This window comes from Cellvibrio chitinivorans (genome assembly GCF_035117775.1).
Taxonomy (GTDB): Bacteria; Pseudomonadota; Gammaproteobacteria; order Pseudomonadales; family Cellvibrionaceae; genus Cellvibrio; species Cellvibrio chitinivorans.
The window spans coordinates 968,160-987,197 of the sequence record NZ_JAYKKN010000001.1 but is presented as its reverse complement, the minus strand read 5'-3'; the positions used below and the strand labels follow the sequence as shown (position 1 = coordinate 987,197).

Genomic DNA, 19,038 nt, shown 5'->3' with positions numbered 1-19,038 from the left:
TTGCTCGCTCACAGGTTACTCCCCAGCCGCTTCTACAGCCGGTGCTGCATCGGTTTGTTGGGTTTCGTCCATATAGCGTTTGATTTGCTCTTCCCACTCGGGCAATACCGAAACATCGCGCTTGCTCTGTAAAATACCGCGCGAGCGCTGGAACTCTAGCTGCTGGTCGCGAATGAGGCGGTACTTCTCAGCGGTGGCGCCGGTTAATACATCATTAGTGCGGATAATGGTCGGTTTAAGGAAGATCAGCAGGTTGGTTTTACGCTTGCTCGCGCTCTGCGAACGGAACAAGTGACCCAATACCGGAATACTGCCCAGCACAGGTACGCGCTGATCACCTTTATTGACCTGATCTTCAATCAAGCCACCCAGCACTACGGTTTGGCCATCGCCAGCCAAGACTTGAGTTTTGATCTCACGCTTACTGGTCGTCGGGCCGTTGGGCGAGTTTTGAGTGTTGCCAATTACCGAGGAAATCTCCTGCTCAATATCCAGAATCAGGCTGTCACCTTCGTTAATTTGAGGGGTAACTTGCAGCTTGATGCCCACATCTTCGCGGTTAACGGTATTGAATGGGCTGGTAAAAGACGAACCAGTAGTAGTACCTGTAGTAGCACTGGTGTAAGAACCTGTCACAAACGGAACCTGTTGGCCAACCAAAATCGAGGCTTCGTTGTTATCGGTAGTCAGCAGGCTTGGTGTGGAGAGGATGTTGGATGATTCAGTGGTTTGCAGCAGTTTTAACACTGCAAGAAAATCCACATTACTACCCAAGCGACCTATTCCAAATACCGGTGCAGATACCGAGTTGATACCCGTAGCCAATGCCCCCAGAGCATCGGTATTGCTGGCGTCATCCAGCAAGCTCAGCGCAGGTGCACCAACACTTCCCATAGCGCTACCCGAGGTAAAACCGCCAAAGCCGGAATCTTCCGAGGAATACATCCATTCAATACCAATTTCCTTGGCATTGTTACCGGTGATTTCCACAATAATTGCTTCAACCAACACCTGCGAACGGCGAATATCAAGACTGTCGATAATCGACAACATGGTATCCATAGTGTCGACATCAGCAGTAATCAGGACGGAGTTGGTCGCCTCATCGGCCTGCACCGCCGGAGCTGCGGCATTGGCCGGTGCACCCTCGGCAGCCTTACCTTGACCAAGACTTTGCAACATACCCGAGAGCACCTTGGCCACTTCTTCAGCCTTGGCGTATTGGAGATAAATCACGCGCACATTACTGTTTTTGGATTGCGGGCGATCCAAGTCATTCACCAGCAGTTTAAGGCGCTGGCGCGTCAGGTCGTCGCCGCTAATCACAACGGCATTGGTACGTTTGTCCGCCACTATTACTGGTGGCGCAGTAGTCATGCCACGGTTGGGATCGGGCTTTTCCAATTGGGTCAGCATCGCCACCACATCCGCCGAGTTGGCGTAGCGCAGCGGGATTACATCGGTATGGGTTACACCGATTTTATCCAGTTGCACTACTAACTCATTCATACGCGCGACGTTGGCGCGGGTATCGGTAATGATCAGCGCGTTGCTGGGTTCATAAGTAGTGAGATGGCCGTACTGCGGTACTAACGGACGCAAGGCGGCAAGGATTTTGGCGGCGCTGGTGTTTTTGAGCGGGATAACCTGAGTGATATAGAGGTCATCTTTATTTTTGACGTTGTTTTCGGTCGGGATCGGCAGGTTGCGCGCGTCGCGATTCATCACAATTCGCACAATATTGCCGCTCTCTACCGCAGTAAAACCATGCACATCGAGCGACGCCAAAAACAGCTCGTACAGTTCTTTGGCGTTGAGCGGTTTGGAGTTGATCACCTTGATCGGGCCACGCACTTTCGGGTCTATGATGAAGGTTTTACCGGTCAAACCCGCGATGGATTTGATCACATCCTGAATGTCGGTATCGTTAAAATTGACTGCCCAGCGAGTTTCGCCTTGTGCATCCACGGGTTGCGCTTCCACTTGGGCGAGGGCGGCGCCGCTCATTCCCATCAGGGTCGCCAGCAACAGGCCGCCGATGATCTTGTTGTCGAAGATCTTTTTATTGTTACGACCATAAAACCGGATCACAAAAACCTCACTTGAGCATTATGTCTAGGTTAACTGTACCGCCGCCGCGTCTGATCTCCAGATTCGCCGATGTGGCAGTACCCATACTTTTATAAATTTCCATAATTTTCCCGGGGCTGCTCAGCGGCACGCCATTGACCGCCGTGACTATGTCATCTTTCTGCAAACCCAGCGAATCAAACATTTCTGCATTGCGCCCGGGGCGAATTTTGTAGCCCACCACCTTGCCTTCCTCGCGATAAATACTCATCGCCACTACATCAGCAAGGGTTTTACTGGCCGCCTCAGGCGTAGCTCCGAAGCGCGGCGAATCGACTACCGGGCTTTTATCGACCGGCAATTGCGACTGTTGTTGGTAGGGAGGATTGGCGTAACCGCCGGATGCGGCCGGATTGTTCGCTGCTGGAGGTGGCGCAAAACTGGTCGCCAATTTGGGCGCGTTAGGATCTTCTTTAAACAGCCAGAGCGACTCAAACGAGCCGTTGTTATTAATAATGACGCGATCCTCAAGCACCTTGGCGAGGGTCACTTTGTTGCCTATAGGCAGGGTATCACCCACAGCAAACACATCAGCGCGATCATTCACTACGATAATCGCGCGCCCGGCCTGTTCTTTATTGCTGCCCAAGACTCCACGCAGAGTCAGGTTGAGCTGGGTATCGGCGGCATCATTTTCGATGCCTTGGGTAGCAGCCGCCTGAGGCATTGCATCTGCGGGCGCAGGCTCCTCGGCGGTATCACCAAAGGGCGTCAAGGCGGTAATTTGTTGAATGTTTACAGAGCCGGGGGATGCGCCAGTCGCTTGCGAACCAGCAGAAACTATAGACACAGTGGCAGGCGGAATAGCAGGACCGGGAATCACCAGCCAGAACAGGCGCGCAAGGCTGTGACTGAGCCAGATCACCAGCAGCAACATCACCAGCCACTGCCAGCGCTGGAGCGATACCTGATTTAATAGCGCAGCAAGCTTACGCAGCTGGATTTCCAACTGGGCAGTGCGCTGCTCAAAGGCGGCTCTGTGGCTAACTGATCTTTCCTGCATAGGTTTGATAGGTTCCCCATCCGGGCGGTACAACGATATTTAGCGAGGCGGTAAATGTAGTCGTATCAAAAGCTTAGTGCGTTATGTTTATCAAAGCCGTGAGATTCTACTCCATCCATATTACAAAAGCGAAGCACTGCGGCCGCTCATAGAATCACGTGGAGCGCGAGTTTCGGCGCTTTTTGGATAGTAGAACAGCCGAGAAGTTGCACAATAAACGAAATATGCGACAGGTGCCGCAAAAATAGGCTGGCAAAACGCAAAAACCCTGATCGCTGGAGGGGGCGATCAGGGTTTTTTCAGGATGAGTGGCCATACCTTGGCGGTAGATGTGCTCGATTCCGTTATATTCCTTGCGGAGTCGCATCCTGCGACAAGTTCCAATGGCGCCATTATTGATAATTTCGACGCCAAGCAACCAGTGGCAAATCTCGCTAAGTTTTGTAGGAAATATCGCACACGCTTGCCAGCCAAAACGACTGCAGTTTTGGGCGCACGGGTTTATAATCCGCCGCCTTCTTATTATCCAGCGAGAAAACACCATGCCGCCAAAGACCTCTTCATCTAAAAAGAAAGGTGTCGATTTTGAGCAATCACTCAGCACCCTTGAAGCTCTGGTAACGCGCATGGAACAGGGCGACATGACCCTCGAAGAATCGCTGCAAGCATTTGAGGCGGGCATAGCACTAACGCGCGAATGTCAGGCGCGCCTCGCTGCTGCCGAACAACAAGTCACCAAACTGGTGGAGCAGCAGGGCAATATCCAACTGGAAGCCTTTGATGACGAAGGCGATATCTAATGCGCGCTGACTTAACCCAAAGAGATTTGATCCAAAACGATTTCAGCCAATTCAGTAAAGAGTGCCGCGCTCGTGTTGATGCCGCGCTCGACGGCTTTTTGCCACAAGGCGATGACCCAACCCAAGTGCGCGCTGCCATGCGCTACAGTCTGTTCAATGGCGGCAAGCGCGTGCGCCCGATCCTCGCCTATGCCGCAGCGCTGGCGATAAAACCGGAAATCAATCTCGCATTAATTGATCCCATCGCCGCCGCACTTGAGAGCCTACATTCATATAGCCTTGTGCACGACGACCTGCCCGCAATGGACGATGACGATCTGCGCCGCGGCAAACCGACGTGCCACATCGCCTTTAATGAGGCGAGCGCGATACTCGCGGGCGATGGATTACAAACCCTCGCGTTTGATTTACTCACCCAAACCGATTTGCCAAGCCAAATTCAAATCCAACTGGTGCACCAACTGGCCTTGGGTTCAGGTGTGGATGGCATGGTATTAGGGCAGGCGATTGACCTTGCTGCGGTTGATCATCAGCTCACGCTCGCACAGCTCGAAACCATGCATCGCCACAAAACCGGCGCCTTGATTCGCGCCAGCGTTGCGATGGGCGCTACCGCTGCGGGTGCTGATAAAGCGCAATTGGCAGCGCTGGATACTTACGCCGCAGCCATCGGCCTCGCGTTTCAGGTGCAGGACGATATTCTCGATGTGACCGGCGATACCGCCACCATCGGCAAACAGCAGGGCGCCGACATCGCACGCAATAAACCAACCTATGTATCGCTGCTCGGATTGGATGCAGCCAAGGCCAAAGCAGCCGAATTACATCGCCAAGCGCTGGATGCTTTGAGCGAATTTGGCGCGAGTGCAACACCGCTGCGCCAGCTCGCAAGCTACATAATTGAACGATCAAACTAGCCAGCAGAAAGCTCAAACTAGCCAAGAGTCCGGCAAGCTGCCTACAATAACCCACCGTGGCCGCTTGCCGCACAACGATAATTGATGACTTGCATGCATAACGAAATCCCCACCAGCCGACCGCACACGCCACTGCTGGACAGCATCGACTCCCCCGCCGAGCTGCGCGCATTGGATGAAAAGCAACTGCCACAATTGGCGGATGAACTGCGCGCGTTTTTGCTCTATTCCGTGGGGCAAACTGGCGGGCATTTTGGCGCAGGCCTGGGCGTGGTCGAGCTAACTATCGCCCTGCATTATGTTTATGAAACCCCCGCCGACCGCTTGGTGTGGGATGTTGGCCATCAGACCTATCCGCACAAAATACTCACCTCGCGCCGCGAACGCATGAACAGCATTCGTCAGGGTGATGGCCTATCCGGCTTCCCCAAACGCGAAGAAAGTGAGTACGACACCTTTGGCGTTGGCCACTCCAGCACCTCCATCAGCGCCGCCCAAGGCATGGCGATCGGTGCCAAAATGGCAGGCATTGACCGCAAAGTTGCGGCGATCATCGGCGATGGCGCCATGACTGCCGGCATGGCATTTGAAGCACTTAACCACGCCGCGCACACTGCCACCGATATGGTCGTTGTACTCAATGACAACAACATGTCCATCTCGCCAAACGTGGGCGGCTTCTCGACTTATCTATCCAAAATTTGGGCGAGCAAGTTCTATAACTCGCTGCGCGAAGGCAGCAAACAAGTACTCGAAAAAATCCCGCCCGCATGGGAAATCGCCAAGCGCACCGAGGAGCACTTCAAGGGCTTTATGTCTCCCGGCACCCTGTTTGAAGAGATGGGTTTTAACTACGTCGGCCCGATCAATGGCCATGACTTAGGCGATTTAGTCCGCTGCTTGCGTAACCTGCGCGAGATCAAAGGCCCCAAGCTGCTGCATATAATCACCAAAAAAGGCAAAGGTTTTGAACCAGCTGAGCTAGATCCAGTGGGCTATCACGCGCTCAACAAAATCGAGCCGAAAAAAGCGGCGATTGGCGCGGTAGATGCCCCGAAAAAGCCCAAATATCAGGATGTATTCGGCCAGTGGCTGTGCGATATGGCCGCGCAGGATGACAAACTTATCGGCATCACCCCCGCCATGTGCGAAGGCTCGGGCATGGTGGAGTTTGCGCACCATTACGCCGAGCGTTTTTACGATGTCGCCATCGCCGAACAACACGCCGTGACCTTCGCCGCCGGTATGGCCTGCGAAAGGCAAAAGCCTGTTGTCGCGATCTACTCTACCTTTTTACAGCGCGCTTACGACCAGCTGGTACACGATGTCGCCCTGCAAAACCTCGATGTAACCTTCGCTATTGACCGCGCTGGCTTGGTCGGTGAAGACGGCCCCACTCACGCGGGCAGCTTTGATATCAGCTTTTTACGCTGCATCCCCAATATGCTGATCGCCGCGCCGAGCGACGAAAACGAATGCCGCCAACTGCTTTACACCGCCTACCAACATCAGGGCCCGGCCGCAGTGCGTTACCCGCGCGGCACCGGCACTGGTGTTGCGATTGAAAAAGCCATGACTGCCTTGCCGATTGGTAAAGGCGTAGTGAAACGCGAAGGCAAACAAGTTGCGTTGCTGTGCTTTGGCACATTGCTGCCAGTTGCCCAACAAGTGGCCGAGCAATACGGCTACAGCCTGTGCGATATGCGCTTTGTAAAACCGCTGGATACCGGACTGATCGAGCAGATGGCCGCCAGCCATGAACTGCTGGTGACGCTGGAAGAAAATGCCATCGCCGGCGGTGCGGGCAGCGGCGTATGCGAATACCTCAACAGCCGCGCACTCAATGTACCTGTGCTGCAACTGGGCTTTGCCGACGAATTCGTCGAACACGCCAGCCAAAAACAGCAATTAGTCACTCAAGGATTAGACGCAAAATCCATTGCCGAGCGCATTCATCAGCGCCTAAGCAGTGCCAAGTCCGACACCAAACTGGCCGCGAACTAAATCCTTTTGGGCGATATGCTTCTACACTGAAAGCATGTCGCCCATTTCAACCGCGTTAATCTGCGAGGAGCCATCACCTTGCCATCCACCAAAGCCGATCACTCCCAAGGTCTGTTACTGTTCCGCCTGCACAACCAGCAGGTGTTTGCGCTAGGCACACTCAAGATTCAGGAATTAGTGCCCTTCCAACCTGTCACCCCCATGGTCAACCAACACGCCGGTATTTTGGGCGCGCTCAATGTGCGCGGCCAGACCATGCCAATTGTTGACCTCGCCGCCGCTGTAGGCAAAGGCGCTACTCCCAAAGATCAGCTCGCCAGTAGCTTTATCATCATCACCGATGTACAGCGGCAGAAAGTCGGCTTTTTGGTGCGCCAGATTGAACGCATCGCCGACGCCAACTGGCGCGATATAAGCGCGCCGGACAAGTTTTTGGGCAACAGCACCTACATCACCGGCGTCACCAAGGTGGATAACCAGCTGGTGCAACTGCTCGATGTAGAAGTGATTATGGCGCGCCTCTTCCCGCTCGATCCGTCCAAAGCCACCGCAACCATTACCGATGTGGAGCGCGAGCAATTGCGCCCGATGAATATCCTGCTGGTGGACGACTCGCGCACCGCGCGCAAGCAACTGAGCGACTCGCTCGATGCCATCAACGTACGCTATCAGGTCACCGACGACGGCCAAAAAGCGCTCAACATAATGCGCGCCGCCGCCAACAGCGGGCAGCCCATCGACATTTTGGTAAGCGACATAGAAATGCCCGGCCTCGACGGCTACGAACTCGCCTTCGCCGTGCGCGACGACAAACAACTCGCCAGCGCTTACATCATCCTGCACACCTCGCTATCAAGCAGCATCAGCGTAAGCCAAGCCCGCCAAGTCGGCGCCGACGAAGCCCTCACCAAGTTTGATGCGCGTGAACTGATTGATGGGATGTTGCGCGGGGCGGGGAAGAAAGTCTAATTATGTAAAGTAAAACCGATTCATAAACTAAAGGAGATTAAAACAAAACGATGGCATCGATAATTTTACCAATTGCACTTTTGGTGCTTGCATTCACAGTAAAAATGTCAATCGAACGGGAAGTTGATCTACCCAAAGCACTTCAAAGTGTCATAGAACTTCCAGCAGATATGATGTTTTTATCCTCAAGCTTAGTAATAGCCCACATACTCGCGAACGCACCCAATACAGGGGAGGGCTTACTCTGGTTTATTGGATGCGTTGTTTTGTCAATAGTAGTTGTTCTACTTTGGAGAAAAGCTGAAACACAACTAGTAAAAAAATCATGGCATGCCGCATGGATTTCATTTTCTAGCTATCTAATTGCAATCCCAGTTCTTGTCTTATCTGTAACGATTAATTTACCTAAGGAATAGTCATGGATTATCAAAATGTGCTGATGGCAATTCTAATCATGTCAGTATTTGCACTCATTTCACTGCTATATCTTTTTGCAAAGGTTTACTTAAGAAAATCTGATCTAAATTTTGAAAAACAAAAAATCGAACTTGAAATGTTCAGAAAGTCATTAGAGAACTCCATTTACTCAACAACCGAAAAAATAGCATCCAATAAAGAGCGCTGGGAAGATGTAAATCACATGCTCTTTGAGTCAGCAAAAAGAAGTTTTATTAATTTAGAAGCTTCCGATAATCAGTTTTTAGAATCACTCTCGATTCACAGACAATCAATTGAAATTGACCGAAACAAAGCATTCCTTCTTGCACCAATAAACCCACGATTTGCCGAACAAGTAAAAATAATAAAAAGAGCTTGCCATGACATCGGTATCAATTGTGAAACTGCAGATGAAGAGTTTATTTCTGGCCCGATTCTTTCGGTCATCGTAAAAAAAATGCTTTCTGCAAATCTAGTAATAGCAATTATTGATGGACGAAACCCAAACGTTTTTTATGAACTCGGCCTCGCGCACGCATTTGGAAAGACAGTTGTGATGGTCACCGGAGGGTTAGAAGATGTTCCATTTGATATTCAGAGCCAGAGAATGGTCATTGTCGATTGGGAAAGCCAAACTAGTGCTGACAAGATACGCAAATCTATCGCTGAGTCCATGCGCTGGGCCAACAAGGCATACCTAAGGTCAAATCATTGAGCAAAAAAAGAATACGCAGTTATTTTTTCGCTCTTCGGCACCCCACCCGCAAACCTTTCCGCTAGAAAATCAATAAACAACCTTACCTTGGGCGCTAAATGGCGCTGCTGGGGGTAGACGACCCAGACGCCGGCGTCTTTGAAGCGGTGGTGGTCGAGTACGGCGATGAGGCGGCCGCTGGCGATATATTCATCCACGTAGTAATCCGGTAGTTGCGCCAAGCCCAAGCCTTTGAGTGCGGCGTCTACCAATGCGGGGCCGGAGTTGGCTTGCCAGTTGCCGTGGACGACTAAATCTTTGCGCTGCCCTTGGTCTTGCAGCAGCCAGTAGCCGCGGGTGCCGACCAAGCAGTTGTGGCGCTCCAGTTCGGTGAGGGTTTGCGGGGCGGAGATGCGCGCGAAATACTCGGGCGAGCCGACGATATATTCTTGCCGGTCGCATAGGCGTTTAGCGACGAGCGTGGATTCGCGCATCACCCCCATGCGGATCGCTAGGTCAAAGCCCTCTTCGATCAATTCCACCTGCCGATTGCTGAAATACATATTCACTTTGAGCTGCGGGTGCAACAGTTGGAAGTCGTTCACTAGCGGGGCGATATAGCGATCGCCAAAGGTGGTGGCGGCGGTGATTTTGAGTAGGCCGGTGGGCTGACCTTGGTGGTGTTGCAGTAGCGATTCTGCCTCGCGTAAGCCATCGAACAGGTGGCGGCAGCTCTCGTAGTAGAGCTGGCCTGCGTCGGTCAGGCGGATTTGGCGGGTAGTGCGATAGAGCAGTTGGGTGCCGAGCTGTAATTCCAACTGGCTCACCAAGCGGCTCACATGGGAGTTGGATACCTGCAACTCGCGCGCTGCCGCCGCAAAACTGCCAAACCTAACCACGGCGATAAACGCTTCCACCCTTTCCCAATGCTGCATTGTTGCTCCAGTGCAATAATTAAGTGATTTTTAGACAGCTTATTGCCATTTGATCAATAGTCTACACTTCGCCCCCAGAAATTTTCACCCAGAACTTTCCACCTAAAACTTTTTACTCAGGGGAATGACAACGGATCTGAACTAGTCTTGTAGCTAGCTTTTATCGACTACAGATCGAATCCACTTGTCTATCACCGCAAAATTTTCTTAAAACCGGAATCAGGAGCCTTTATGAAATCACGCGCCGCTATTGCCCTCTCCGCTGGCAAACCATTGGAACTCGTTGAGATTGATGTTGAAGGCCCAAAGGCCGGTGAAGTGCTGGTGCGCATAGTGGCGACCAGTGTGTGCCATACCGATGCCTACACCCTCTCGGGTGCTGACCCGGAAGGCGTATTCCCGGCGGTGCTCGGCCATGAAGGCGCGGGCATTGTGGAAGCCGTGGGCGAAGGCGTGACCAGCCTGCAAGTGGGCGACCATGTAATTCCGCTCTACACCGCCGAGTGTGGCAAGTGCAAATTCTGCCTGTCGGGCAAAACCAACCTGTGCGGTTCGGTGCGCGCCACCCAAGGCAAGGGCTTGATGCCCGATGGCACCACCCGCTTCTCATTTGAAGGCAAACCACTGTTCCACTACATGGGCACCTCGACCTTCTCTGAGTACACAGTACTGCCAGAAGTGTCGCTGGCCAAAGTATCCAAAGAGGCGCCGCTGGATAAAATCTGCCTGCTCGGCTGCGGCGTGACCACCGGTATTGGTGCAGTAATCAACACCGCCAAAGTCACCCCCGGCTCAACCGTGGCGGTATTCGGCTTGGGTGCTATCGGCCTTGCGGTGATTCAAGGTGCGCAGATGATGAAAGCCGCGCGCATTATCGCCATCGACATCAACCCGGATAAATTTGAACTCGCCCGTCAGTTCGGCGCGACCGATTTTGTAAACCCCAAAGACCACGGCGCGCCTATCCAACAAGTGATTGTGGATATGACCGACGGCGGCGTGGACTTCTCGTTTGAATGTATCGGCAATGTGAATGTGATGCGCTCGGCACTGGAGTGCTGCCACAAAGGCTGGGGCGAGTCGATCATTATTGGCGTAGCGGGCGCAGGTCAGGAGATATCTACCCGTCCGTTCCAGTTAGTGACTGGTCGCGTATGGAAGGGCTCGGCGTTCGGCGGAGTGAAAGGTCGCAGCCAATTGCCCGGCTATGTGGATCGCTACATGAAAGGCGAGATCAAGATCGACGAATTTATCACCCACGACATGCCGTTCGACAAGATCAATGAAGCCTTTGATTTGCTGCACGAAGGCAAAAGTATCCGCACCGTTCTGCATTTCTAATCCGCATTTCTAATAAGGAGTGGAGATGAGCCAACTAACCGAAATCGCCGCCAATAAGAGCTTTGGCGGCTGGCATAAGCGTTTCAAGCACCAGTCCAGCACCCTCGGCTGCGAGATGATTTTTGCGGTCTACCTGCCACCGCAGGCAGAGACGCAAAAAGTGCCGCTGCTTTGGTGGCTATCCGGCCTGACCTGTACTGACGAAAACTTTATGCAGAAGGCGGGCGCTCAGCGCATCGCGGCGGAATTGGGCATTGCGATTATCTGCCCGGATACCAGCCCGCGCGGCTTTAACTTCTCCGGCGAGCACGACAGCTACGACTTCGGCTCGGGCGCCGGTTTTTACGTCAACGCCACGCAAGAGCCTTGGAAGACCAACTACCAGATGTACGATTACATCACCCAGGAATTGCCTGAGTTAGTAATCACAAACTTACCGGTAAACGGCCGTGAATCCATTAGCGGCCACTCTATGGGTGGCCACGGCGCACTGGTTCTGGCACTGCGCCAACCGGGTCGCTACGCCTCAGTATCGGCCTTTGCGCCTATCGTAAACCCGAGCAATTGCCCTTGGGGAATCAAAGCCCTGAGCGGCTACTTGGGCGATGATCGCACCACCTGGATGCAATACGATGCCTGCGAATTGATTGCAGCGGGTCAATCCAAGCAGGAGTTGTATGTCGATCAGGGCGAGGCGGATAACTTCAAAACCGAGCAGCTCAAACCCGAACTGTTACAGGCGGCGTGCCATGCGGCGGAACATCCGTTGATCTACCGTGCGCACGGGGGTTACGACCACAGCTATTACTTTATTGCGAGTTTTATCGAAGACCATTTGCGCTATCACGCAAAACATCTCGGTCTCACTGCCTAACCGGAATGCGATGGCAGTTCCAGTTTGCTGCCATCGCCCCCACCAAGCTTCCATCACGCAAAAAGACCCACTTAAGTGCAAATAAAATTATTTGGTGCAAACCAAGGCACCAAATAAGAACACAAAATAGTTTCACGATTTTTATGTGAAACAACATAGATCACACAAGCACAATAATAGCGCACAAACCTCGTTCCATAACTTTCATCCAGCTCTCGCAATTTCATAAATATTCAATAAATTCATAAGCTTACAAACCATATTTTGCGGTAGGCGCGGTTATTGCTGTAGTCAGGTTTCCAAACCCTAATCTCCAGCAATAAAAGCGAGAAAATCCTATGGCCTACCTACTACCCTCTGAATTTGTCACCAAAATGGTGGATTCCGGCGAATCCAAAATCTACATGTCCACCCGCGACACCCTGATCCGCGCCTTTATGGCCGGTGCAATTCTGGCACTGGCAGCGGTATTTGCAGTAAGCGTTGCGGTCGCTACCGGCTCGCATCTGGTCGGCTCCATCCTCTTCCCGGTCGGTTTTATCATGCTCTACCTGATGGGCTTTGACCTGCTCACCGGCGTGTTTGTGCTCACCCCACTGGCGTGGCTGGATAAACGCCCTGGCGTAACTATCGGCCAAATCCTGCGCAACTGGGGCTTGGTATTCCTCGGCAACTTCGGCGGCGCACTGACTGTCGCCGTGATGATGTCGTTTATGTTTACCTATGGTTACAACGTGGATGGCGGCGAGATTGCCAAGAAAGTCGCTCATATCGGCGAAGCGCGTACACTGGGTTATGCCGCTCACGGTTTTGACGGCTGGCTGACCATTTTCCTGCGCGGCATGCTGTGTAACTGGATGGTATCTATGGGTGTGGTAGGTGCGATGATCTCTACCACCGTTTCCGGTAAAGCTATCGCCATGTGGATGCCGATCATGCTCTTCTTCTTTATGGGCTTTGAGCACTCGGTAGTAAACATGTTCCTGTTCCCCTTCGGCCTGATCATGGGTGGCAACTTCTCTATCGCCGATTACTTCCTGTGGAACGAAATTCCTACCGCCTTAGGCAACTTGGTGGGCGGCTTGGCGTTTACCGGCCTGACCCTGTACAGCACTCACGTGCGCACTGCCGCCAAACGCACTATCGGTTAATCGCTAACCTTGAGGTTAATCTGGCACGCCGACACCAGCATTGTGAGTGTCGGCGTTTTCTTTTTCGGACGGGCAACTGACATATGAATAATCCGCTGCGCTTCAATTTTGGCCAGTATTCTGATCGCGGCCGCAAAGAGGTTAATCAGGATTTTCACGGTATTAGCACGCCCGATACCACGCAACTGGAAAGCAAAGGTTTGGCGCTCGCCATCGCCGATGGCATCAGTACCAGCAACCTCAGTCATATCGCCAGCGCCACCGCCGTAAACAGCTTTTTTAGCGACTACTACTGCACATCCGACGCTTGGTCAGTCAAAAAATCCGGCCAGCAAGTTCTCGCCGCCACCAATTCCTGGCTGTACTCACTCACCCGCCAAAGCCAATTTCGCTTTGATAAAGACCGCGGTTATGTATGTACTTTTAGCGCGCTAGTGATCAAATCCGCTACGGCGCACGTCTTTCATGTGGGCGATTCACGTGTGTATCGCCTGCGCCATAAACAGCTTGAGCTGCTCACCGAAGACCATCGCCAGCAATTGTCGCAACATGAATCCGTGCTTAGCCGTGCCTTGGGCATCGACCAGTTTGTCGAGATGGATTACCGCGCAGCCAGTGTGGAAGCGGGCGATGTGTTTATCCTCTGTACCGATGGCGTTTACGAACATCTGTCGCTCGATGAGTGGCTGGCGATTATCGACCAGCATGGCCAGTCGCTCGATACCACAGCGCAACTGCTGGCTCAGCGCGCCTTTGATAACGGCAGCGACGATAACCTCACCGTGCAACTACTGCGTATCGACCAACTCGCCGATCAAACCGCACCGCAGGTTTACCAACAGCTGACTGAGCTGCCCTTTGCCCCTGCGCTGGATGCGCGCTCAGTGATTGACGGTTACCAGATCACCCGCGAGCTGAAGATCACCAGCCGCAGCCATGTGTACCTCGCCAGTGACATGCAGACCGGCGAAAAAGTCGTGCTCAAGTTTCCCTCGGTGGATCAGCGCGATGATCCGGTTTATCTGGAGCGGTTTTTATTAGAGGAGTGGATTGCACGGCGGCTGAACTCGGCGCATATCCTCAAGCCCTGCAGCATCACCCGCCCGCGCAACTATGTGTATGTGGCGATGGAATATATTGAGGGGCAATCGCTCGCCCAATGGCTGGTGGACAACCCATCGCCATCGCTGGAAACCGTACGTAAACTGGTGGAGCAGATTGCCAAGGGCTTGCAGGCGTTTCATCGCATGGAGATGTTGCATCAGGATCTGCGCCCGGAGAACATTCTGATCGACCCTACCGGCACGGTAAAAATTATCGATTTTGGCTCCACCCGTGTAGCCGGTTTGGCGGAAATTGATAGCCCACTACAGCGCAGCCATCTGGCAGGAACAGCGCTCTACTCGGCGCCGGAATATTTCCTCGGCGAAGCAGGTTTACCGCAATCTGATCAGTTTTCACTGGCGGTGATTACCTATCACCTGTTGTCTGGCCGCTACCCCTACGGCACTCAAGTGGCGCAGGCGAAAACCCGCGCGGCGCAGAAGCGCCTGAATTACCAATCGGTATTGGATGACGAGCGCGAAATTCCGGCGTGGATCGACCATGTGCTGCGCAAGGCATTGCATCCCAATCCTTACAAGCGCTATACCGAGTTGTCGGAATTTGTGTACGACCTGCGCCAGCCGAATCAGGTGTTTATCGCCCAACACAAACCGCCGCTGATTGAACGCAACCCAGTGGGGTTCTGGCAGGGAGTGTCGTTGATTCTGCTGTTAATCGTTATCGCCCTGACGGTGGAATTACTGAATAGAACGTAATTTTGAAGGCGACACAGAACCAAAAGATAAACATGAAACATGGTTTTTTGGAGAGGGGAAAACGAGGGGAGGGGGTTGAGGTTTAGAGGTGGAAACTCAAATCCTTTTGAGTTCATTACCACTCACTCAATCATGGTCATGCCCGTTCTTTATACGCTTGGTTTTTTTAAAAACCTAGTTCCACAGCAGCAAGTGTGACGCAGTTCCAATCTTTGTCACACAAGTCTTCTCGATATTACACAGCATTACACCAACCATTTTTTCTTGCGCCAGATAGCGATAACACGTGGCCATAAAAAAAGCGCCCGAAGGCGCTTTTTGCAAACACTTCAATGTTTATTCAGCGTGAGCAAAACGCTTGCGCAGTACAAACAAGATACCAAACGCAATTATCAATACACCCGGAATCATCGCCAAACTTTGCAGAGTTGCCTGACCGGCAACCAGTTCAACTGCATCGCCGGTAACGCCGCTTGCAATCGCTTCTTGCTTGGCAGTATCCAACCAGCCGCCAATAACCGGATTCCACATACTCACCGAGAACATACCTGCACCGCCCATCAGCGACATCCCCAATGCACCGGTTTTCGCCGTGTATTCGCTGGTAAAGCCGATCATGGTTGGCCAGAAGTAGGTGACGCCCAGCGCAAATACCGCAGCTGATACATAAATCATAAAACCTGATGCCTGACTCAACAGCAGCAAACCGATGGTGGTCACTATAGCTGAGATCACCAATACACCCGCCGGATTAAACGCATGCACGAGCGGGCCAGCAAAGAAACGCCCGAGCGCCATCAGACCTGCGGTCAGCGCCAGAATCATCATTGGATGGACATCGGAAGATTCGAAAATGCGGCCTACCCATTGCTGCGCGCCAAACTCTGAAATCGCCGTCATGGTCATGCACACGATCATGAACAGGAATAGCGGCGAGAAAAGCGCTTTGATATTGGTCGAGGTTGATGTCTCGGAGTTGGCCATACTTGGGAAAGCCTGACCGAAAATCATGAAACCGTAGATCAGCGTTGGAATGATCATAATCGCAATTTGCATCTGCCAGCCCAAACCAAGTTTGGTCATAAGCGCCGATACCAAAGAGCCAATCACAATACCGCCAGGAAACCAGACGTGGAATTTATTAAGCATCGCCGTTTTCCGCGTGTGATAAATATCGGCGATCAATGGATTACAAGCAGCTTCGACTGAGCCATTGGCGAAGCCGATAAAAAAGCTCGATAGCAACAACGTCCAGAAACCACCGGCCGTAATGGTCAAAATCAAACCGAGCAAATGGCAAGCAAACGCCAAATACATTAGCGTGCGTGCGCCGACATAGTTGTAAATCAAGCCGCCGAACATCATGGCAATCGGGAAACCCAAAAATGCCATGCCGTTGATCCAACCCAGCTCGGTATTGTTGAAATTAAATTTAACGCTGAGCTCACTCAAAATACCGGCGCGAATCGCGAAGGTCATTGCCGTTACAATCAGTGCAATACAGCAGGCGGTAAATAACCGCTGCGGATTCATTGTCGAAGAGGTGGTCATAAAATCTGTTCCTATTCTTATGGGGCTGTTGTTATTGTTGATAGTTGTTTTAAGCCAATGGCGTCCAGACACCATCGCGCTGACTTGAGGTTAGCACAGCGTTAATAAAGCGCATGCCTTCCACACCTGTGTCGATATTCGGCACCCACTCCTGCAAGAGATGCGATTCACCTTGCTGACGCGCAACCAAAATATCGGCGATGTCTTTATACAAATTCGCGAAACCTTCGAGATAACCTTCAGGATGGCCACCCGGGGTGCGCATACCACGCGCGGCTATGTCGCTGCCGATATCGCCGCGACGAGTGATGCGCTGACGCGGCTTGTTCAATTCACAGAACCACAATTCATTCGGATTTTCCTGCGCCCATTCGATACCAGCTTTATCGCCGTAAACGCGGATGCGCAAACCGTTTTCGCAGCCAGGAGCAACTTGGCTCGACCACAACATACCTTTGGCACCACCATCAAAACGCAATAACGCATGCACGTTGTCATCCACCAAACGGCCATCGACAAAACTGGTTAAATCCGCGCTCACCGCGCTGAGTTTTTGTTGCGTAATAAAACGTGCAAGTTGAAATGCGTGAGTGCCAATATCGCCCAAACAACCGGCTGCGCCCGAACGCGCGGGGTCAGTGCGCCATGAGGCTTGTTTGTTATCGTCACCCGCCGCTTCAGTCAGCCACTCCTGCGGATATTCCACTTGCACCACGCGCACTTTTCCAAGCTTGCCCTGCTCAACCAATTCACGCGCATAACGCACTAATGGGTACGCAGAATAGTTGTGGGTAAGCGCAAAAAAGCAGCCGCTTTTTTTCACGATCTGCTCAAGCTCTAAAGCTTCTTCCAGCGTGCGCGTGACTGGCTTATCGCAAATCACATCTATGCCCGCTTCCAAACAGGCTTTGGCAACCGGAAAGTGCATATGGTTAGGCGTAACGATTACTACGGCTTGAATACCATCGGCGCGCGTTTTTTCTACGCGCAGCATTTCTTCATAAGAGGTGTAAGCGCGATCAGCAGCGATATGTAAATCAGCAGCTGAGGACTTTGCATTTTCCGGATTGGACGAGAGCGCACCGGCAACCAATTCAAAACGATCATCAAGGCGTGCAGCGATTCTGTGTACCGCGCCGATAAATGCACCGCGACCACCGCCGACCATTGCATAACGAATTCGTGGACTTGTCATTGTTGGAATTCCTGAATTTTTTCTAATGGAATCCCCTCTCAGTCTCCCCTTTTTCAAAGGGGAGAAGCTTTACTCCCTCCCTTTGCAAAAGGGAGGGCTGGGGAGGGATTTATTTTTTAATTACAAACCCGTTATTACAGGCCTAAAATCCGACGATTCTTCGCATCATCAACTCCGCTTTTGGCGAAGTCATCAAACGCGCGCTCAGTCACTTTAATGATGTGCTGCTGAATAAATGGTGCACCTTCGGCGGCGCCCACTTCCGGATGCTTCAATGCGCATTCCCATTCCAGCACTGCCCAACCGTCGTAATCGTAGGCGGCGAACTTGGAGAAAATTTGTTTGAAATCCACTTGACCATCGCCCAGAGAACGGAAGCGACCTGCGCGATTTACCCAGCTCTCATAACCGCCGTAAACGCCTTGCTGCGCGCTCGGATTAAATTCCGCATCTTTCACATGGAACATTTTGATGCGTGCGTGGTAGCGGTCGATAAAGGCTAAATAATCGAGTTGTTGCAGGACAAAGTGCGATGGATCGAACAAAATATTCGCACGTGGATGATTATCTACTGCCGCCAGGAAGCGCTCAAAAGTCGCGCCATCATGCAGGTCTTCACCTGGATGGATTTCGTAACACACATCCACACCGGCTTTATCAAATGCGTCCAGAATTGGTAACCAGCGATTCGCCAACTCTTCAAAACCTTTTTCCACCAAACCAGCAGGGCGCTGTGGCCAAGGGTACAAATACGGCCACAAGAGTGCACCGGAGAAAGTCGCATGGGCATTCAGGCCGAGGTTTTTACTCGCCTGCGCAGCAAACAGTAATTGCTCAACCGCCCAAGCCTGACGCGCTTTAGGATTGCCGCGCACAGACTCAGGCGCAAAGCCATCAAACATATCGTCATACGCTGGATGAACCGCCACTAATTGGCCTTGCAAGTGGGTCGATAACTCTGTCACCACCAAACCGTGTTTGGCCAAAGTCGCTTGAATTTGGGCGCAGTATTCAGGGCTTTTTGCGGCCTGTTCCAAGTCAAACATACGCTTATCCCAAGTCGGGATTTGCACGCCTTTAAAACCCAAACTCGCCACCCAACCGGCGATCGAATCCAAGCTGTTAAAGGGAGCTTCATCGCCCGCAAATTGGGCGAGAAAAATGGCGGGACCTTTTAATGTTTTCATGCGGTTCTCCTAAGTAGTAGGCCGAATAG

At 52.3% G+C, this 19,038-nt stretch carries 16 protein-coding genes; 10 read left to right on the top strand and 6 right to left on the bottom strand.

The window, feature by feature from the left end:
• Positions 1–15: 15 nt before the first annotated feature.
• Together gspD and gspC are read right to left on the bottom strand one after the other, a co-directional pair.
• On the bottom strand, positions 16–2,091 hold the full coding sequence (gene gspD / locus SPL68_RS04195; protein ID WP_323813818.1) for a type II secretion system secretin GspD: 2,076 nt from the start codon (positions 2,089–2,091) through the stop codon (positions 16–18).
• 7 nt (positions 2,092–2,098) lie between these two features.
• Complete coding sequence (gspC, locus tag SPL68_RS04190) at positions 2,099–3,133, bottom strand: type II secretion system protein GspC (protein ID WP_323813817.1); 1,035 nt, start codon at positions 3,131–3,133, stop codon at positions 2,099–2,101.
• A gap of 542 nt (positions 3,134–3,675) precedes the next feature.
• Between gspC and SPL68_RS04185 the strand changes: the two genes are divergently transcribed.
• The 6 genes from SPL68_RS04185 (at position 3,676) to SPL68_RS04160 (ending at position 8,976) form a co-directional block, all read left to right on the top strand.
• Positions 3,676–3,933, top strand: coding sequence for an exodeoxyribonuclease VII small subunit (locus SPL68_RS04185; RefSeq protein WP_323813816.1), 258 nt, complete (start codon positions 3,676–3,678; stop codon positions 3,931–3,933).
• Positions 3,933–4,850: a (2E,6E)-farnesyl diphosphate synthase gene (gene ispA / locus SPL68_RS04180; RefSeq protein ID WP_323813815.1), complete on the top strand. Its 918-nt coding sequence runs from the start codon at positions 3,933–3,935 to the stop codon at positions 4,848–4,850. Before SPL68_RS04185 ends, ispA begins: the two co-directional genes overlap by 1 nt.
• 93 nt (positions 4,851–4,943) lie before the next feature.
• A complete protein-coding gene (gene dxs / locus SPL68_RS04175; RefSeq protein ID WP_323813814.1) occupies positions 4,944–6,854 on the top strand; it encodes a 1-deoxy-D-xylulose-5-phosphate synthase in 1,911 nt (636 codons plus the stop codon).
• Between the two features lie 78 nt (positions 6,855–6,932).
• Positions 6,933–7,823, top strand: a complete 891-nt coding sequence (locus SPL68_RS04170) for a chemotaxis protein (RefSeq protein WP_323813813.1) — start codon at positions 6,933–6,935, stop codon at positions 7,821–7,823.
• Positions 7,824–7,873: 50 nt separating this feature from the next.
• Entirely contained in the window at positions 7,874–8,239 is a 366-nt protein-coding gene (locus SPL68_RS04165; RefSeq protein WP_323813812.1) for a hypothetical protein, read from the top strand.
• 2 nt (positions 8,240–8,241) lie between these two features.
• On the top strand, positions 8,242–8,976 hold the full coding sequence (locus SPL68_RS04160; RefSeq protein ID WP_323813811.1) for a hypothetical protein: 735 nt from the start codon (positions 8,242–8,244) through the stop codon (positions 8,974–8,976).
• Here SPL68_RS04160 and SPL68_RS04155 read toward each other — a convergent pair.
• Entirely contained in the window at positions 8,970–9,890 is a 921-nt protein-coding gene (locus SPL68_RS04155) for a LysR family transcriptional regulator (RefSeq protein ID WP_323813810.1), read from the bottom strand. The genes SPL68_RS04160 and SPL68_RS04155 overlap by 7 nt on opposite strands.
• A gap of 231 nt (positions 9,891–10,121) precedes the next feature.
• Between SPL68_RS04155 and SPL68_RS04150 the strand changes: the two genes are divergently transcribed.
• The 4 genes from SPL68_RS04150 (at position 10,122) to SPL68_RS04135 (ending at position 15,076) form a co-directional block, all read left to right on the top strand.
• Positions 10,122–11,231 (top strand): S-(hydroxymethyl)glutathione dehydrogenase/class III alcohol dehydrogenase, encoded by a 1,110-nt coding sequence (locus SPL68_RS04150; RefSeq protein ID WP_323813809.1) that lies wholly within the window; start codon positions 10,122–10,124, stop codon positions 11,229–11,231.
• A gap of 25 nt (positions 11,232–11,256) precedes the next feature.
• Complete coding sequence (fghA, locus tag SPL68_RS04145; RefSeq protein ID WP_323813808.1) at positions 11,257–12,105, top strand: S-formylglutathione hydrolase; 849 nt, start codon at positions 11,257–11,259, stop codon at positions 12,103–12,105.
• 338 nt (positions 12,106–12,443) lie between these two features.
• Positions 12,444–13,256, top strand: a complete 813-nt coding sequence (locus SPL68_RS04140; RefSeq protein ID WP_323813807.1) for a formate/nitrite transporter family protein — start codon at positions 12,444–12,446, stop codon at positions 13,254–13,256.
• An 83-nt stretch (positions 13,257–13,339) separates the two neighbouring features.
• A complete protein-coding gene (locus tag SPL68_RS04135) occupies positions 13,340–15,076 on the top strand; it encodes a protein kinase domain-containing protein (RefSeq protein WP_323813806.1) in 1,737 nt (578 codons plus the stop codon).
• A gap of 336 nt (positions 15,077–15,412) precedes the next feature.
• Here the strand turns inward: SPL68_RS04135 and SPL68_RS04130 are convergent, their stop codons facing one another.
• From SPL68_RS04130 to SPL68_RS04120, 3 genes are all read right to left on the bottom strand, one after another.
• Positions 15,413–16,627 (bottom strand): MFS transporter, encoded by a 1,215-nt coding sequence (locus SPL68_RS04130; protein WP_323813805.1) that lies wholly within the window; start codon positions 16,625–16,627, stop codon positions 15,413–15,415.
• Between the two features lie 49 nt (positions 16,628–16,676).
• Entirely contained in the window at positions 16,677–17,822 is a 1,146-nt protein-coding gene (locus tag SPL68_RS04125) for a Gfo/Idh/MocA family protein (RefSeq protein ID WP_323813804.1), read from the bottom strand.
• A 134-nt stretch (positions 17,823–17,956) separates the two neighbouring features.
• Complete coding sequence (locus tag SPL68_RS04120) at positions 17,957–19,009, bottom strand: sugar phosphate isomerase/epimerase family protein (protein ID WP_323813803.1); 1,053 nt, start codon at positions 19,007–19,009, stop codon at positions 17,957–17,959.
• Positions 19,010–19,038: the final 29 nt, after the last annotated feature.

Excerpts from the sequence above, each read along its gene's own strand:
- SPL68_RS04185 (WP_323813816.1), top strand. The coding sequence starts at position 3,676 with ATGCCGCCAAAGACCTCTTCATCTAAAAAGAAAGGTGTCGATTTTGAG.
- SPL68_RS04120 (WP_323813803.1), bottom strand. The coding sequence starts at position 19,009 with ATGAAAACATTAAAAGGTCCCGCCATTTTTCTCGCCCAATTTGCGGGC.
- SPL68_RS04135 (WP_323813806.1), top strand. The coding sequence starts at position 13,340 with ATGAATAATCCGCTGCGCTTCAATTTTGGCCAGTATTCTGATCGCGGC.
- gspC (WP_323813817.1), bottom strand. The coding sequence starts at position 3,133 with ATGCAGGAAAGATCAGTTAGCCACAGAGCCGCCTTTGAGCAGCGCACT.
- ispA (WP_323813815.1), top strand. The coding sequence starts at position 3,933 with ATGCGCGCTGACTTAACCCAAAGAGATTTGATCCAAAACGATTTCAGC.
- SPL68_RS04140 (WP_323813807.1), top strand. The coding sequence starts at position 12,444 with ATGGCCTACCTACTACCCTCTGAATTTGTCACCAAAATGGTGGATTCC.
- fghA (WP_323813808.1), top strand. The coding sequence starts at position 11,257 with ATGAGCCAACTAACCGAAATCGCCGCCAATAAGAGCTTTGGCGGCTGG.
- SPL68_RS04165 (WP_323813812.1), top strand. The coding sequence starts at position 7,874 with ATGGCATCGATAATTTTACCAATTGCACTTTTGGTGCTTGCATTCACA.
- SPL68_RS04125 (WP_323813804.1), bottom strand. The coding sequence starts at position 17,822 with ATGACAAGTCCACGAATTCGTTATGCAATGGTCGGCGGTGGTCGCGGT.
- dxs (WP_323813814.1), top strand. The coding sequence starts at position 4,944 with ATGCATAACGAAATCCCCACCAGCCGACCGCACACGCCACTGCTGGAC.
- SPL68_RS04150 (WP_323813809.1), top strand. The coding sequence starts at position 10,122 with ATGAAATCACGCGCCGCTATTGCCCTCTCCGCTGGCAAACCATTGGAA.
- SPL68_RS04160 (WP_323813811.1), top strand. The coding sequence starts at position 8,242 with ATGGATTATCAAAATGTGCTGATGGCAATTCTAATCATGTCAGTATTT.
- SPL68_RS04155 (WP_323813810.1), bottom strand. The coding sequence starts at position 9,890 with ATGCAGCATTGGGAAAGGGTGGAAGCGTTTATCGCCGTGGTTAGGTTT.
- SPL68_RS04130 (WP_323813805.1), bottom strand. The coding sequence starts at position 16,627 with ATGACCACCTCTTCGACAATGAATCCGCAGCGGTTATTTACCGCCTGC.